Here is a 15,790-nt window from a genome sequence, read left to right as displayed (position 1 = left end):
CACTGCCGTACAGGCAGCTTAGAAAAGATTGCGGAAGCCCCACATATGAAGGTTGTTGTCCACTGCCGTACAGGCAGCTTAGAAATTGCTATTTTTTTAGCAGCTATATCTTCTTTAGTCCACTGCCGTACAGGCAGCTTAGAAAAATAATGAAATTAATAAGATAAATATTGAAGCGTTCACTGCCGCACAGGGCGAAAACGGTTAAGTTAATTTGCTACGAAGTAGCGCACGGATGAGCGCTATTTGCTACGGACTTGCAAATGGCTGCTTACGCTTTGAGGCAGGATGGTCGAAAAGAGAAAGGCTTAGAAAAAAGCATATCTAAACCGTCACCAGACGATTTAACGATGACTATTAAATGACCTCATACTCCTTGCATTTGTACGCTTCAAAATTAAGCTCCCATTTCCCAAATATTGGAATCCATGATTTTTTGATATATGCGTTCCCACCTAACTCATAAACCTTGTTTCTCATTTTAATATTTCCAGTTCCTCTGGCTGAAAAGGGGCTTTCATAAACTGTCTCGTAACCTAGAAATTTACATTCATTTTGCCAATCAATATTTATTTCTCTAACTAGCCTTCCACCTTTTGTTAGTTCTGTCGTAGCACAGCTTGACAGAAAAAATATTATGGCAAATGAAAATAAAAATTTAGCGCCGCAAAAAATAGATGATAACCAGGCGACTTTTAGCTCTATGTATCTTATAATTTTCCCCATTGCAAACGTGTCAAGTGGCGTAAAATCATGGCAAATCAATCATTAAGCTATCAGGACGCTGGTGTGAGCATCGATGAAGGGAACCTGCTTGTTGAAAAAATAAAACCCTTAGCAAAATCTACGATGCGCAAAGAGGTGCTTGGGGGATTAGGCGGTTTTGGTGCGCTGTTTGAAATCCCGCTTGATCGCTACAAAAAACCCGTGCTTGTTTCTGGTACAGATGGTGTCGGCACCAAGCTAAAGCTTGCTTTTGATTTAAATGATCACAGCAGTATTGGCATAGACCTTGTGGCGATGTGTGTCAATGATTTAATCGTTGGTGGTGCTGAACCTTTGTTTTTTCTTGACTATTATGCCACAGGAAAACTCAATGCTGATCAGACTGCCAAGGTCATCTCTGGCATTGCTGATGGGTGTAGACAATCAGGTTGCGCGCTGGTTGGTGGCGAAACCGCTGAAATGCCAGGCATGTATCAGGCTGAAGAATATGACCTGGCAGGCTTTTGTGTCGGGATTGTTGAAAAAGATAAAATCATCTCAAGCAGCAAAGTTAAAGCTAATGATATACTTATTGCCATCGCTTCATCGGGCGTTCACTCCAATGGCTATTCGCTGGTGCGCAAGGTCATCTCGCACGTTAAAGCAGATTTGAGCATGCCGTTTGGCGAGAGCACCTTGGGCAAAACTTTATTAACACCAACGAGAATTTATGTTAAAACGATTTTAACCCTTCTTGAAAAGTTTGACATTCATGCCATCTCACATATTACAGGTGGTGGATTTACTGAAAATATTCCCCGAGTGCTTCCTGATTATACCTGTGCGAATATCAATCTAAACAGCTGGCAATTGCCTGCAATCTTCCAATGGCTTCAGCAAAAAGGAAGTATTGTCCAGCATGAGATGCTAAGAACCTTTAACTGCGGGGCGGGGATGGTGATGGCTGTTGCTAAAGAAGATAAAGATGCTGTGCTCAACGCGCTAACAGCCATGGGCGAAAGCGCGTGGGAAATCGGTTACCTAAGTCAGAGTAAACAACAACAAGCTTTTGTCAACTATGTCCACGGATAATCCATTTAAACTCGTTATTTTATCATCAGGCTTTGGCTCGAACCTGCAGGCTATTATTGATAAACTTCATTTGCAGCATAACATTGAAGTCAGAGCGGTTGTGTCAGACACCCCTTCCGAATCCGTTCAGCGTGCCTTAAGGGCAAATATTCCTTGCCTGTTTTTACCGAAGCACAAAAAACAGTCTCGCGAAAACTACGATCAAAGACTTACTGAGCTTATCGCACCATTTCAACCAGATCTCATTGTACTTTCCGGATTTATGCGTATTTTATCTTCCACATTCATTCATCAATATGAACACAAAGTCATTAACATTCATCCTTCATTACTGCCAAAACATAAGGGCTTAAATACCCATCAGCGCGTCATTGATGCCAAAGATCGAGAACATGGAACAACCATCCACTATGTTGATGAAAGTCTGGATGGTGGAAAAATCATCGCCCAAAAGCGCATGAAGGTTTTACCCTTTGATACTGCTGCAACCCTTGAGCAAACCGTTAAAGCATTAGAGCATGAGTTATATCCCACCATCATTCAAAAGCTCGCTTTAAAGGCACGAAGCGTAGTGCTCACAAAAGGCTCCGAGACAAATGTGTGATGTTGCTACATTTGGTGTTAGCTTAGGTCGAGTTGGCAATTTTTTTTGATTTAAAGAAGAGCGAAAGATTACAGTTGTTTGACGCTGTGGCTAATCTAAAAATCAAAAAGCCCGCAGGAGGTGTGCTGCAATCCAGATAGATTTATAACAGAATACGCCATTTTGCCATAGTCCAATGCCTTCAAATCTGCTACTCTGGCTAGCGTTAAATTGTCAACCAATTGGAGTCAATCATTCATGAGTCGTTATGATAACATCAACATGGATAATTTATGGAATGAAGAGCAAGATCATTTCAGCAATGAGCAATATTATTCATTACTAATTGAGCAATATAAAATTTACGTTGAAATGGCTGATCGCGCCAGCTTTCGCCGCGTTTCCATCAACTTGTTTTTTTTAATTACCAATATTGCCATTGTCGGCATTATGGCGCTTGGCATTAGCCGCTCAAGCACTGAACTATCCCTGAGCTTGCTTGTTCTACCCTTATTGGGATTATTAGCCATTTGCTACTGCTGGTGGCGCGTGGTACGCTTTTATCGCCATACGGTCAACATCAAGGAGCAAGTCATTGGAGCCCTGGAAAAACGCTTGCCGTCAAGTCCAATTTTCTCGGCAGAACGCGTTACTGCACTGCAAAAAGGCTCTTTCACGCCACTAAAACGCATTGAAACCTATATGCCTTTTGTATTTTTCTTGTTGTACATAGGCATATATATTTATCTTGTCATCGCTTGGGGAAAATAAATGATGCTTGCCGTATCCAACAGCCATGAATTAGATGCACTAAAATTACGCTACCAAGCTTTTGTTAATCAAGGATTAAGCCTTGATATGACTCGCGGCAAGCCTTGTGCCGAACAACTTGATTTATCCGATGCGCTATTGCATAACCTCGATCACAACGAGGTTGTATTGCCACCAGATTATCGCAACTACAGCCCCCCTGAGTTACTCACGGGCTTACCCGAACTTAAAAAGTTATTTGCAGACGTATTTGCTGTCGAGCCACAGCAAATTATCATTGGTGGCAACTCGTCGCTTAACTTGATGTATGATATCATTATTAAAGCGCTGGTACACAAACTGCCAGGGCAAACAAAAAGCTGGTCTGAACGGGGAAAAATTAAATTTTTGTGCCCCACTCCTGGCTATGACAGACATTTTGCCATCTGCGAGTCATTTGGTATCGAAATGATCAACATTCCGCTGACTGGGCATGGTCCCGATATGAATCAAGTGGAAAAACTGGTGGCAGAAGACAGCAGCATCAAAGGGATGTGGTGCGTGCCAAAATACAGTAATCCAACAGGCGAATGCTATAGCGACGAAACAACCAGGCGTTTAGCGCAAATGCCAACCGCTGCAAGCGATTTTAGGATTTTCTGGGACAACGCCTATGCGCTACACCACTTGGATATGAATCAACAAATCGACATTCTCAATATTTTAACCGAGTGTGAAATAGCAGGGACCCCTGATCGAGCGTTTGTATTTGCTTCCACCTCCAAAATCACCTACGCAGGCGCTGGAGTAGCTGTTATCGCTGCAAATAAAGCTAATCATGACTGGCTTATCAAGCATCTTAAAGTGCAGACGATTGGTTATGACAAGATTAATCAATTGCATCATTTAAAGCTTTTACCAAACAAAAACACCTTCATGAGTCACATGGCAAAACATGCTGCCATTTTGAAACCCAAATTTAATACCGTTGATGCGGTGCTTACCGCTGAACTTGGCGCCAATGGAAAGTTTGCAAACTGGGAAAAACCAAAAGGCGGTTATTTTATCAGCTTCAACAGCCAGCCAAATTTAGCCAAAAAAATTGTGAAAATGGCGCAAGATGCAGGCGTCAAACTCACCAGCGCGGGTGCGACTTTTCCCTATGGAAAAGACCCCTATGACTGTAACATTCGTATTGCGCCATCATTACCTGGTGTTTCTGATCTTAAAAAAGCGACTGAGGTGCTTGCCGTTGTCACTAAGATTGCAACCCTAGAGCAGATGTAACCAGATAATCACCACCACGCGAAGGAAGCATCAATGAAGGATCTTAAAATACTAATCGACCATTTGGATCTATGGGCCCCCTACTTTCCAACGGATAACCTGATAACGACCAAAGAATACCTCACCACTAAACATAATCACAATACTTACCTTATTAACCTCTCTGAGGATCTTAGCTATCTTGGTCAAGGATACTACGCTTCTTTGCTTGCTGAAGCCAATGGTGACAGAGTTATTCCAAGTGTGAGCACACTTAATAATCTTCAACACTTGGAAGATCTATCGTTTAGCTTGCTCAACATGCGTCTTAATAATCAAAGCGTTGAAATTCTTGATCGCCTTTGTGTGGATGATCATTCTGAGATTAAAATTTATTTTGGGACATCAGAGTATTCAGGTTTTTCTAAGCTTGCGCGTAAAATTTTTGATGCCTATAACGCACCCATTCTTCAGATTAATTTTGCCAAAACACTCAATAGCTGGCAAATACAAAGTCTGCACACCGTTTCATTGCAAAGTTTAAACGATAGAGAAGAAAGTCTTTTTGCGCAATCACTAAGCGATTTTAGTACCAAAGTCTGGCGTAAACCTCGATTACAAAAGCAATATCGGTATGAAATGGCTATTTTAGTCGACCCCAATGAGTCTCTGCCACCAAGCAATAATCAGGCAATTAAAAAGTTTATAAAAGCGGGGCGCGCGCTTGGCGTAGATGTCGATTTGATCACCAAAGATGATTATGCTCGCCTGCCTGAATATGATGGTTTATTCATTCGTACAACCACGCAAATCAGTCATTACAGCTATGCGTTTGCCAAAAAGTCAGAACAAAACAGCCTGGTTGTGATGGATAGCACACAAACCATTATGCGCTGCACCAACAAAGTCTATCTGCATAATCTTTTGGAAAAAAACCACATAGCCATGCCTGAATCTTATTTTGTTTTTCGTGATGATTCAGCCCCAGATTGTGACATGCTTATCGAAAAACTTGGACTCCCTATGGTGTTGAAAATACCCGATGGTTCATTTTCTCAGGGGGTTAAAAAAGCCAAAAGCAAGGAAGAATTGTCGACACTCCTTAGTACGCTTTTGACCCAGTCCTCAATCATTATTGCCCAGAAATACCACTATACCGATTATGATTGGCGAATCGGTATTTTGAACAATAAGCCGCTTTATGCCTGTAAATATTATATGGCACCCAATCACTGGCAAATCGTCAATCACGGCAAAAAAAGCGTGACCGCTGGTCCTGCAGAAGCCTTCGGCATCCATCAGGTGCCCAAGGAGGTCATTAAAATCGCGATCAAGGCATGCCGTTTAATCGGTCGGGATTTATATGGGGTAGACATTAAAATGATTGACGATAAACCCGTAATTATTGAAATCAATGACAATCCTTCGATTGATCACCCTTGGGAGGATGCTTATCTTGGCGATGAGCTGTATAGCCGTATCATGCTGGAATTTGTCAATCGCATGGAGCATAAACGAGTGCATTATGACGATTAGCGTACGTGTTGCTCAAAAAAGTGATGTGGTCGCACTAACTGAGCTAGAATACACGCTTTTTAACACCGATCAGATCAGTAAATCACAATTTTATTATCACATTCGCTCACCGCGGAATCTGCTATATCTAGCGCATGATAACCATCAGGTAATTGGCTATATACTCTTGTTTGTTCGCCAGAAAAGTGCACGCATTTACTCGCTGGCAGTCTTACCAGCATATCAAGGAAAAGGAATCGCACACAACTTAATCCAATACGCTATCAACGAGTTACCAAACACCATTGCCATGCTCACACTTGAGGTCAACACCAGCAATATTGGCGCGATTCATCTTTACCAGAAACTTGGGTTTAGTATTTATAAGATCCTACATAACTACTATCTAAATGGTGAAAACGCCTATCGCATGAAGAAGTTAGGTCTTGACAAAGTCACCGCCCACTTTTAGAAGGGCGTATGCAATACGCCCCTACGCAATCGTCATTATCGGCGAAAAAGCTATTGTGTCCCATGCTAAAACTGCTTACGTAAACTCAGGCAGCAATAATTGCCCTTTAACAAAGGGTGGGCACCATAAAAACTGCGTTGATAAAATCTTGGAAAACTTAAACAGCCCATCAACAATCCCATCTTCTTCTCCAGTCATGCGTGCAAACTGCACCTCAAATGGATAGAAGCTCGTGGCAAAGCATGAAAACATGAGACCTCCTTCCAGTTGATCATTGATCCACGGCATTGAACGGCGCCACATAAAGGCTTCAGGCGCAAAACTCTCTTGGGCTGTACGTTTAACATGCGCAAAAGCCTGACTATCCTCGAGCTCTCTATTATCATCAAGACTTCTACCAATCAACTCTTCTTTCGCCTGCTGGCTGGATTTATCTAACCACTCCAAGTTGTGCTGCCACTTCTGAATAACCCAAAAGCTTGAACCATTGAGATATTTATCCCCCGAACGAATAATCGCCGTATTGAATTGGTCTTCACCCTTTGGATTTTCTGTGCCATCCTCAAACCCTGATAAATCATGATCGACCACTTTTCCATCTTGCTCCTGGGTCAAATAGGTACAGGCTCTGACGATATCACGGCAAATGAAAGCATCTTTTATAACCGCAATCAGTTGTCTTGCTTTGTGCATAAGCACCCCTTGATCGTGATCTCTTAACCAAAGCACCAAATCACAAACTGTTTTTACTGCAAGCTTTTTCTGTCTTGGCGTTGGTTGATACGGGTGATATGCGAGATTCATGTCAGTCCTTGCCATCATTTTTTCACCCAGACCAAGCACGATGGATTGTCCATCGACCAGTTGGCGCAAGCTTTGCATTGTCATTGCTAATTCTTTTTCATTTTCATTTTCCAATGTGAAAAACAAATAGATCGCTGAATCAGGTAAGTTTTTTAAAATGCCTTGTTGATGCTTAGTGATCACCATTTATGCGCTCCATCCTTTTGCTCGCTTAACTGCTTTATGCCAATAGCGTGTATTATCTTCGCGGATAGCACTGTCCATTTTACTAACAAATTCTCTTTCTACAGACCATAAGCCTTTTAACTCATCAATATCAGACCAATAACCTATAGCAAGCCCTGCTAAATACGCAGCGCCCAAGGCGGTTGTCTCTAATATCTTGGGGCGAATCACCTTAGCACCAAGCATATCTGCCTGAAACTGCATCAGAAAATTATTAGCTACAGCCCCTCCGTCAACACGCATTTCAGTTAATTTAATCCCTGTATCGGAGACTTGTGCCGCAACAAGGTCACCGACCTGATAAACAATACTCTCTAGTGCTGCTCGAGCAATATGTGCTTTGGAGCTGCCACGCGTTAAGCCAAAGATTGAACCGCGCGCCGATTGATCCCAATGCGGAGCCCCTAAGCCTGCCATCGCAGGAACAAGATAAACCCCACCATTATCTGACACAGAAAGTGCTAGTTTTTCACTCTCAGCGGCATTATTTAGCATGCCAAGTTCATCACGCAGCCATTGAATGACAGCTCCTCCCATAAACACACTACCTTCAAGTGCATAAGTTGTTTTACCATCTAGCTGCCAGGCAATGGTTGTTAAAAGGTTGTTTTTTGAAATAGCGGGCGTACCTCCTGTATTCATCATCATAAAGCATCCTGTACCATAGGTTGTTTTTAACATCCCAGGTTTCGTACACATCTGCCCAAATAAAGCTGCTTGCTGATCTCCTGCAACACCTGCAATGGGAATTTTTGTGGCAAAAAGGGTCGTTGCTGTCTGCGAATAAATCTCGCTTGAAGACTTCACTTCTGGCATCATCGCTTTGGGAATATCAAATAATGCGAGCAAATCATCATCCCATTGATGGGTATGGATGTTATAAAGCATCGTGCGGCTCGCGTTACTTACGTCTGTTGCATGCAAACGTAAGTTTGTAAATTTAGCCATAAGCCAGGTATCCACCGTACCAAAACATAACTTCCCTTGCTTAGCCTTTTCACGCGCACCTTCAACATGATCTAAAATCCACTTGATTTTTGATGCGCTAAAATACGCATCAATTACAAGTCCAGTTTTTTCTTGGATCATGTGCGCATGCCCCTGAGATTTCAGCATATTACAAAACTCAGCCGTGCGTCGATCTTGCCAGACGATCGCATTATACAGGGGTCTCCCTGTGTCCCTCTCCCATACAATAGTTGTTTCACGCTGGTTAGTAATGCCAATAGCCGCAATATTTTTACCATTGACCCCTGCTTTAGTGATCGCTGTTGTCGCCACTGCTGCCTGCGAGCTCCATATATCCTTAGGATCGTGCTCCACCCAGCCAGGCTTTGGATATATTTGTCTGAATTCCTGTTGAGCCATTTCAACAATTTGTCCTTTCCGATCAAAAATAATAGCTCTTGAACTTGTCGTTCCTTGATCCAAAGTTAAAATATACTGTGACATCACACACCTCCTTAGTATTTTACTCGACAACATCATATATGGGATAGGTGCCAGGATACAAATACAAATGAGTTAAAGCGAAAATATTCACTATTCCTACAGAAACGAAAAAAGGCACCCTGAGGTGCCTTTCAAATAAAATACCTGATGATGTTCTACTTTCACATGGCGAATGCCACACTATCATCGACGCTAACTGTTTTCACTTCTGAGTTCGGAATGGAATCAGGTGGTTCACAGTCGCTATTTTCATCAGGTAACCTGCGAGCAGAAAGCTCTAACAATCTATCATAGAGTAATAACCAAGTCTCTCGGGCAATTAGTACTGGTTAGCTTCATACATTACTGCACTTCTACAGCCAGCCTATCAACGTCGTAGTCTTCAACAACCCTTAAGCTAGAGACTAGAAACTAGAGACTAGAAACTAGAGCTTGAATCGCTTCGCGATGAATTGATTTATAAAAAACAACCCATCTTGCAAAGCAAGACTCAACTCCTAGTTTCTAGTCTCTAGTTTCTAGTCTCTAGACGGGAGATCTCATCTTGAGGCTGGCTTCCCGCTTAGATGCTTTCAGCGGTTATCCATTCCGAACGTAGCTACTGGGCTATGCCTTTGTTGAAATAGATGCCGAACCAGAGGCTAGTTCTAGTCGGTCCTCTCGTACTGGCGTCGATCTCAGCCTCGTTTCTTAATTCTACAACAGATAGGGACCAAACTGTCTCACAACGTTTTAAACCCAGCTCACGTACCACTTTAATTGGCGAACAGCCAAACCCTTGGCAGATTCTGCACCACCAGGATGTGATGAGCCGACATCGAGGTGCCAAACAAATTCTTTAATAGGAACTCTCAGAATTTATAAGCCTGTTATCCCTAGCGTACCTTTTATTCGTTGAGCGATGTCTTATTCAAAAAAAAACACCGGATCATTATAGCATGCTTTCGTACCTGATCGAGCCGTCACTCTCTCAGTTAAGCGCACTTTTGCCTTTATACTCTTGGCGCGATTTCCGACCGCGCCGAGTGCACCTTCGTACTCCTCCGTTACTCTTTAGGAGGAGACCGCCCCAGTCAAACTACCCACCATACACTGTCCTCGACTCTCGTCTGAGTTAGAACTCCAAAAATATCAGGGTGGTATTTCAACGTCGACTCCTTCCATACTAGCGTACGAATCTCTTAGTCTCCCACCTATCCTACACAAATATTCTCAAAGTCCAGTGCAAAGCTACAGTAAAGGTTCATGGGGTCTTTCCGTCTAGCCGCGGGAAAGCTGCATCTTCACAGCAATTTCAATTTCACTGAGTCGCAGTTGGAGACAGTGTGGCCATCGTTACGCCATTCGTGCAGGTCGGAACTTACCCGACAAGGGATTTCGCTACCTTAGGACCGTTATAGTTACGGCCGCCGTTTACTGGGGCTTCGATCCAGAGCTTCTCCTACCACTTAATTACTCTGATATTTCTTCTCTTAAGCCTTTATACAACAAACTCCTCATTCGATTCGCTCGCTTTAATTTAGCTTCTCTTAACCTAGCAAGCTTTTCACTTGCGTAAGCTTCGTAGTAGACAAGAATCCAATCTCTCGTTCGGCTTGTATATCTACTTCTACCCGACTTATGCGAATCAATCCTTTTCCTTAGGTTTTCACTATAACCCACAAGTAAAAACTATCTAATTCTTTCGAATAAATCACGTATACACAATACATATCAAACTCCAAAATAATTAAGTGGTAGGATAACCCCTTCAATTAACCTTCCAGCACCGGGCAGGCGTCACACCCTATACTTCCTCTTCCGAGTTCGCAGAGTGCTGTGTTTTTAGTAAACAGTCGCAGCCACCTGGTATTTGCAACCTCTTCACGCTCCAGACGTTCACCTGACCACTAAATTCCACGTCCTACAACAGGCTATCAACAAATTGTCTATCTCTACAACTCTCAACAGCTTTCATCCATCATAGAATTTAGTGGTCAGGCAAGTCCTTCACCCTAATGAGGCACACCTTCTCCCGAAGTTACGGTGTCATTTTGCCTAGTTCCTTCACCTGGGTTCTCTCATCGCCTTGGTATTCTCTACCCACCCACCAGTGTCGGTTTACAGTACGGTCAATGGTAATTTATGCTTAGAAGCTTTTCCTGGAAGCCGAGCATCAATCTCTTGGCAGAACCCCGTAGAGCCCTGTTCCCTCTCACGCCTCAGATCATCATACACCCGGATTTGCCTAAGTGCACTACCTACACGCTTTCACCTGGACTACCATCCGCCAGGCAGACCTAGCTTTCTCCGTCTCTCCATCGCAACTACCATCGGTACAGGAATATTAACCTGTTTCCCATCGACTACTCCCTTCGGATTCGCCTTAGGCGCCGACTTACCCTACGTTGATTAACATTGCGTAGGAAACCTTGGGTTTTCGGCCAATAAGAATCTCACTTATTTATCGTTACTCATGTCAGCATTCGCACTTCTGATACCTCCAGCACACTTCTCAATGCACCTTCATAAGCTTACAGAACGCTCCCCTACCGACTAGAAACTAGATACTAGAAACTAGATACTAGAATAGACATCAGCTATATCTTCTCTGTATACCTCTTAACATTCGCCCAACTTCGCAATACCTCTCATCGTAGCCCCTATGACTCTCCTGATCGATATACCCTAAGTCCCTTGCAAAATCCAGCCACACCCGGCATTCATCGCAAGAGCCTATCGCTATCTGAACAAACCTTCTTACTTCCTTTTCACTCGCTTGCTTGCCCATCCCTTCCGCTATGTTCGCACATATGGATTTGCTCGCTCGCCTTAATTGACTCCCAATCTCACACTGTTCTATCCGCGGCCACTTCATACTCTCCACGTGTAGCTCCAGCGCTAACTGATATGCCTTCTGATATACTGATAAATTGTGATACGGCATCTTATCTCCTCTAGTCTCCAGTTTCTAGTCTCTAGTCTCTAGTCCCGCAGCTTCGGTGTATCGCTTAGCCCCGTTAAATCTTTCGCGCAGGCCGACTCGACCAGTGAGCTATTACGCTTTCTTTAAAGGATGGCTGCTTCTAAGCCAACCTCCTGGCTGTCTATGCCTTCCCACATCGTTTCCCACTTAGCGATAACTTAGGGACCTTAGCTGGCGGTCTGGGCTCTTTCCCTCTCCACGACGGACCTTAGCACCCGCCGTGTGTCTCCCGTGATTCAACTTCGTCGTATTCTAAGTTTGCATCGAGTCGGTAAGATCGCAAAATCCCCCTAGTCGAAACAGTGCTTTACCCCAACGAGTCATTCACAAGGCACTACCTAAATAGTTTTCGGGGAGAACCAGCTATCTCCGCGCTTGATTAGCCTTTCACTCCGATCCACAACTCATCCCATAATTTTGCAACATTACCGGGTTCGGTCCTCCAGTTGGTGTTACCCAACCTTCAACCTGGTCATGGATAGATCGCGTCGGTTTCGGGTCTACTCCTAGCGACTGTCCGCTCTATTAAAACTCGCTTTCGCTACGGATCCCTTATTCAGTTATCCTCGCCACTAAAAGTAACTCGCTGACCCATTATACAAAAGGTACGCCATCACTAGTCTCCTAGAAACTAGAAACTAGAGACTAGAAACCAGGAGTCGTATCTTGCTTTGCAAGATGATTTATTTTTGTAAATTAATCATCGCGAAGCGCTTCAACCCCTAATCTCTAGTCTCTAGTTTCTAGTCTCTAGTTTCTAGCTCTGACTGCTTGTACGCAAACGGTTTCAGGTTCTATTTCACTCCCCTCATCGGGGTTCTTTTCGCCTTTCCCTCACGGTACTGGTTCACTATCGGTCAGTCAGTAGTATTTAGCCTTGGAGGATGGTCCCCCCTTCTTCAAACAGGATTTCTCGTGTCCCGCCCTACTTATTCGTATACCTAGTTCCACATCCAAGCTTTCGTCTACAGGACTATCACCTGCTATGGTCATCCTTCCCAGAATGTTCGACTAACTCACATGCTAAAGTATACCAGGCTCTTCCCCCTTCGCTCGCCGCTACTTAGGGAATCTCGGTTGATTTCTTTTCCTATGGGTACTTAGATGTTTCAGTTCCCCACGTTCGCCTCACTTAACTTACGTCAGTGATACCCCACTCTTAAAATACTCATTCATGCACAAATTACACCCTCTACTCACTCTAGTTTCTAGTTTCCAATCTCTAGTTTCTCGAAATGAATAAAGTGCTGAGCACTTTATGAGTGAGGTGGGTTCCCCCATTCAGATATCTTCGGATCAATGCTTATTTGCCAGCTCCCCGAAGCTTTTCGCAGGCTATCACGTCTTTCCTCGCCTCTGACTGCCAAGGCATCCGCCGTTTGCGCTTATTCTCTTGGTCATTACTCTATAATAAATTGTTAAAGATCTCGGCTCTAGATACTAGAACGCTCGCTGCGCTTACTCTAGAAACTAGAAACCAGACTCGAATCGCTTCGCGATGATTCATTTAAAAAATCATCTCGCACAGCAAGATTCAATCCCTAGTTTCTAGTCTCTTGACACTAGTCTCTAGATGGTGGAGCCAAGGAGGATCGAACTCCTGACCTCCTGCGTGCAAAGCAGGCGCTCTCCCAGCTGAGCTATGGCCCCTCTAGATACTAGAACGCTCGCTGCGCTTACTCTAGAAACTAGAAACCAGACTCGAATCGCTTCGCGATGATTCATTTAAAAAATCATCTCGCACAGCAAGATTCAATCCCTAGTTTCTAGTCTCTTGACACTAGTCTCTAGATGGTGGGTCTGAGTAGACTTGAACTACCGACCTCACCCTTATCAGGGGTGCGCTCTAACCAGCTGAGCTACAGACCCACTAGATACTAGAGACTAGAGACTAGTTTCTAGAAGTATTCTAGTTTCTAGTCTCTAGTCTCTAGTCTCTAGTTTCTAGTTTCTAGTTTCTAGTCTCTAGTTTCTAGTCTCTAGAAAAAACATCATTTGTAAACACTCAAATACTTCTCGCTCTTTCTTAATTTCTTTCGTACTTCAAACATCAAAAATTCAACATTCAACATTAAAAATTCAACATCATACTCGTACCTTTAAGGAGGTGATCCAGCCGCAGGTTCCCCTACGGCTACCTTGTTACGACTTCACCCCAGTCATGAATCACAAAGTGGTAAACGTCCCCCTTACGGTTAGACTATCTACTTCTTTTGCAACCCACTCCCATGGTGTGACGGGCGGTGTGTACAAGACCCGGGAACGTATTCACCGCGGCATGCTGATCCGCGATTACTAGCGATTCCGACTTCATGCGCTCGAGTTGCAGAGCGCAATCCGGACTACGAACACCTTTCTGAGTTTCGCTTCAGCTCGCACCTTCGCCTCCCTCTGTAATGCCCATTGTAGCACGTGTGTAGCCCTGCCCGTAAGGGCCATGATGACTTGACGTCGTCCCCACCTTCCTCCGCCTTATCAGCGGCAGTCTCTCTAGAGTGCCCAACTTAATGATGGCAACTAAAAATAAGGGTTGCGCTCGTTGCGGGACTTAACCCAACATTTCACAACACGAGCTGACGACAGCCATGCAGCACCTGTCTCATAGTTCCCGAAGGCACAACAAAATCTCTCTCGTCTTCTATGGATGTCAAGGGCAGGTAAGGTTCTTCGCGTTGCATCGAATTAAACCACATGCTCCACCGCTTGTGCGGGTCCCCGTCAATTCCTTTGAGTTTTAACCTTGCGGCCGTAGTCCCCAGGCGGAGTACTTATCGCGTTTGCTGCGCCACTAATCCTTTTACACCAGGACCAACAGCTAGTACTCATCGTTTACAGCGTGGACTACCAGGGTATCTAATCCTGTTTGATCCCCACGCTTTCGTCCCTCAGTGTCAGTTCAACCCCAGATTGTTGCCTTCGCCATTGATGTTCCTTCCGATCTCTACGCATTTCACCGCTACACCGGAAATTCCCCAATCCTCTAGTAAACTCTAGTCAAACAGTTTCAAATGACCCTCCCAGGTTGAGCCCAGGTATTTCACATCTGACTTATCTGACCACCTACGAACCCTTTACGCCCAGTCATTCCGATTAACGCTCGCACCCTCCGTATTACCGCGGCTGCTGGCACGGAGTTTGCCGGTGCTTATTCTTTCGCTAACGTCAAACTATCCAGCTCTTAACCTGATAGCCTTCCTCACGAACTAAAGTGCTTTACAACCCTAAGGCCTTCTTCACACACGTGGTATTGCTGGATCAGGGTTGCCCCCATTGTCCAATATTCCCCACTGCTGCCTCCCGTAGGAGTCTGGGCCGTGTCTCAGTCCCAGTGTGGCTGATCTTCCTCTCAGAACAGCTATGGATCATCGCCTTGGTGAGCCTTTACCTCACCAACCAGCTAATCCAACGCAGGCTCATCATACAGCGACCGCTTGCGCGACCTTTCACCCTCAGGCTTCATGCGGTATTAGCAGACGTTTCCATCTGTTGTTCCCCTCTGTACGGCAGATTCCTACGCGTTACTCACCCGTCCGCCGCTATCTAGAAACTAGAGACTAGAAACTAGAAAGTGGAAGTCGAACCTTACCAAGCAAGGTGATTCTTTAGAATAAATCATCGCGCAGCGATTCAACCCCTAGTTTCTAGTTTCTAGTATCTAGTTCCTAGACCGCTCGACTTGCATGTGTTAAGCATACCACCAGCGTTCAATCTGAGCCAGGATCAAACTCTTCAGTTTAAATCCTTAGATCATAACCACTTATATCAATTTTGAATGTTTAATTATGAATGTTAAATTTAAAATAACTCAACACACAATTAAACATTTAAAATTCAAAACTAACACAGTGACTACAATCCGCAATATTCTTCGCTCAAAGTATTCAAGTATCTACATCTTATATCTCTTTAAACATCTTCAAAAACCCACTACCTGGGCACCTGCACCGAACATTCTCAGCGA

General features: G+C 44.0%; 9 protein-coding genes, 2 tRNA genes and 3 rRNA genes. 6 read left to right on the top strand and 8 right to left on the bottom strand.

Annotation, left to right across the window (positions count from 1 at the left end; translation table 11 throughout):
• Positions 1 to 357: 357 nt before the first annotated feature.
• Positions 358 to 726, bottom strand: coding sequence for a hypothetical protein (locus tag CU053_RS00070; protein ID WP_100551442.1), 369 nt, complete (start codon positions 724 to 726; stop codon positions 358 to 360).
• Between the two features lie 27 nt (positions 727 to 753).
• Here CU053_RS00070 and purM point away from each other — a divergent pair, with 27 nt between their 5' ends.
• The 6 genes from purM (at position 754) to rimI (ending at position 6,383) form a co-directional block, all read left to right on the top strand.
• Positions 754 to 1,797, top strand: a complete 1,044-nt coding sequence (gene purM, locus CU053_RS00065; protein ID WP_100551443.1) for a phosphoribosylformylglycinamidine cyclo-ligase — start codon at positions 754 to 756, stop codon at positions 1,795 to 1,797.
• On the top strand, positions 1,784 to 2,401 hold the full coding sequence (gene purN, locus CU053_RS00060; RefSeq protein ID WP_100551444.1) for a phosphoribosylglycinamide formyltransferase: 618 nt from the start codon (positions 1,784 to 1,786) through the stop codon (positions 2,399 to 2,401). Before purM ends, purN begins: the two co-directional genes overlap by 14 nt.
• Before the next feature lie 237 nt (positions 2,402 to 2,638).
• Complete coding sequence (locus CU053_RS00055; RefSeq protein ID WP_100551445.1) at positions 2,639 to 3,151, top strand: RipA family octameric membrane protein; 513 nt, start codon at positions 2,639 to 2,641, stop codon at positions 3,149 to 3,151.
• Positions 3,152 to 4,417 (top strand): aminotransferase class I/II-fold pyridoxal phosphate-dependent enzyme, encoded by a 1,266-nt coding sequence (locus CU053_RS00050; RefSeq protein ID WP_100551446.1) that lies wholly within the window; start codon positions 3,152 to 3,154, stop codon positions 4,415 to 4,417.
• Between the two features lie 33 nt (positions 4,418 to 4,450).
• Entirely contained in the window at positions 4,451 to 5,932 is a 1,482-nt protein-coding gene (locus CU053_RS00045) for a RimK family protein (protein WP_100551447.1), read from the top strand.
• Positions 5,922 to 6,383: a ribosomal protein S18-alanine N-acetyltransferase gene (gene rimI, locus CU053_RS00040; protein ID WP_158106871.1), complete on the top strand. Its 462-nt coding sequence runs from the start codon at positions 5,922 to 5,924 to the stop codon at positions 6,381 to 6,383. The genes CU053_RS00045 and rimI overlap by 11 nt, the downstream gene beginning before the upstream one ends.
• A 75-nt stretch (positions 6,384 to 6,458) precedes the next feature.
• On the opposite strand, the gene CU053_RS00035 is transcribed toward rimI, so the two are convergent.
• The 7 genes from CU053_RS00035 to CU053_RS00005 form a co-directional block, all read right to left on the bottom strand.
• Complete coding sequence (locus CU053_RS00035; RefSeq protein WP_100551449.1) at positions 6,459 to 7,373, bottom strand: Dyp-type peroxidase; 915 nt, start codon at positions 7,371 to 7,373, stop codon at positions 6,459 to 6,461.
• Positions 7,374 to 8,867 (bottom strand): glycerol kinase GlpK, encoded by a 1,494-nt coding sequence (gene glpK, locus CU053_RS00030; RefSeq protein ID WP_199244156.1) that lies wholly within the window; start codon positions 8,865 to 8,867, stop codon positions 7,374 to 7,376.
• A gap of 139 nt (positions 8,868 to 9,006) precedes the next feature.
• Positions 9,007 to 9,121, bottom strand: a 5S ribosomal RNA gene (gene rrf / locus CU053_RS00025).
• A 41-nt stretch (positions 9,122 to 9,162) separates the two neighbouring features.
• Positions 9,163 to 13,228: ribosomal RNA gene (locus CU053_RS00020) — 23S ribosomal RNA — on the bottom strand.
• A gap of 175 nt (positions 13,229 to 13,403) precedes the next feature.
• Positions 13,404 to 13,479, bottom strand: a tRNA-Ala gene (locus CU053_RS00015).
• Between the two features lie 142 nt (positions 13,480 to 13,621).
• Positions 13,622 to 13,698, bottom strand: a tRNA-Ile gene (locus CU053_RS00010).
• A 231-nt stretch (positions 13,699 to 13,929) separates the two neighbouring features.
• Positions 13,930 to 15,565: ribosomal RNA gene (locus CU053_RS00005) — 16S ribosomal RNA — on the bottom strand.
• Together the 16S, 23S and 5S rRNA genes with 2 tRNA genes alongside form the textbook arrangement of a ribosomal RNA operon.
• Positions 15,566 to 15,790 lie beyond the last annotated feature (225 nt).

The sequence above is a fragment of the Caedibacter taeniospiralis genome (assembly GCF_002803295.2).
GTDB lineage: Bacteria > Pseudomonadota > Gammaproteobacteria > Francisellales > Francisellaceae > Caedibacter > Caedibacter taeniospiralis.
This window is presented reverse-complemented; position numbering and strand designations above follow the sequence as displayed.

Bases quoted from the DNA above. Each gene is read 5' to 3' on its own strand.
- CU053_RS00070 (WP_100551442.1), bottom strand. From the start codon at position 726: ATGGGGAAAATTATAAGATACATAGAGCTAAAAGTCGCCTGGTTATCA.
- CU053_RS00050 (WP_100551446.1), top strand. From the start codon at position 3,152: ATGATGCTTGCCGTATCCAACAGCCATGAATTAGATGCACTAAAATTA.
- purN (WP_100551444.1), top strand. From the start codon at position 1,784: ATGTCCACGGATAATCCATTTAAACTCGTTATTTTATCATCAGGCTTT.
- rimI (WP_158106871.1), top strand. From the start codon at position 5,922: ATGACGATTAGCGTACGTGTTGCTCAAAAAAGTGATGTGGTCGCACTA.
- CU053_RS00045 (WP_100551447.1), top strand. From the start codon at position 4,451: ATGAAGGATCTTAAAATACTAATCGACCATTTGGATCTATGGGCCCCC.
- CU053_RS00035 (WP_100551449.1), bottom strand. From the start codon at position 7,373: ATGGTGATCACTAAGCATCAACAAGGCATTTTAAAAAACTTACCTGAT.
- CU053_RS00055 (WP_100551445.1), top strand. From the start codon at position 2,639: ATGAGTCGTTATGATAACATCAACATGGATAATTTATGGAATGAAGAG.
- purM (WP_100551443.1), top strand. From the start codon at position 754: ATGGCAAATCAATCATTAAGCTATCAGGACGCTGGTGTGAGCATCGAT.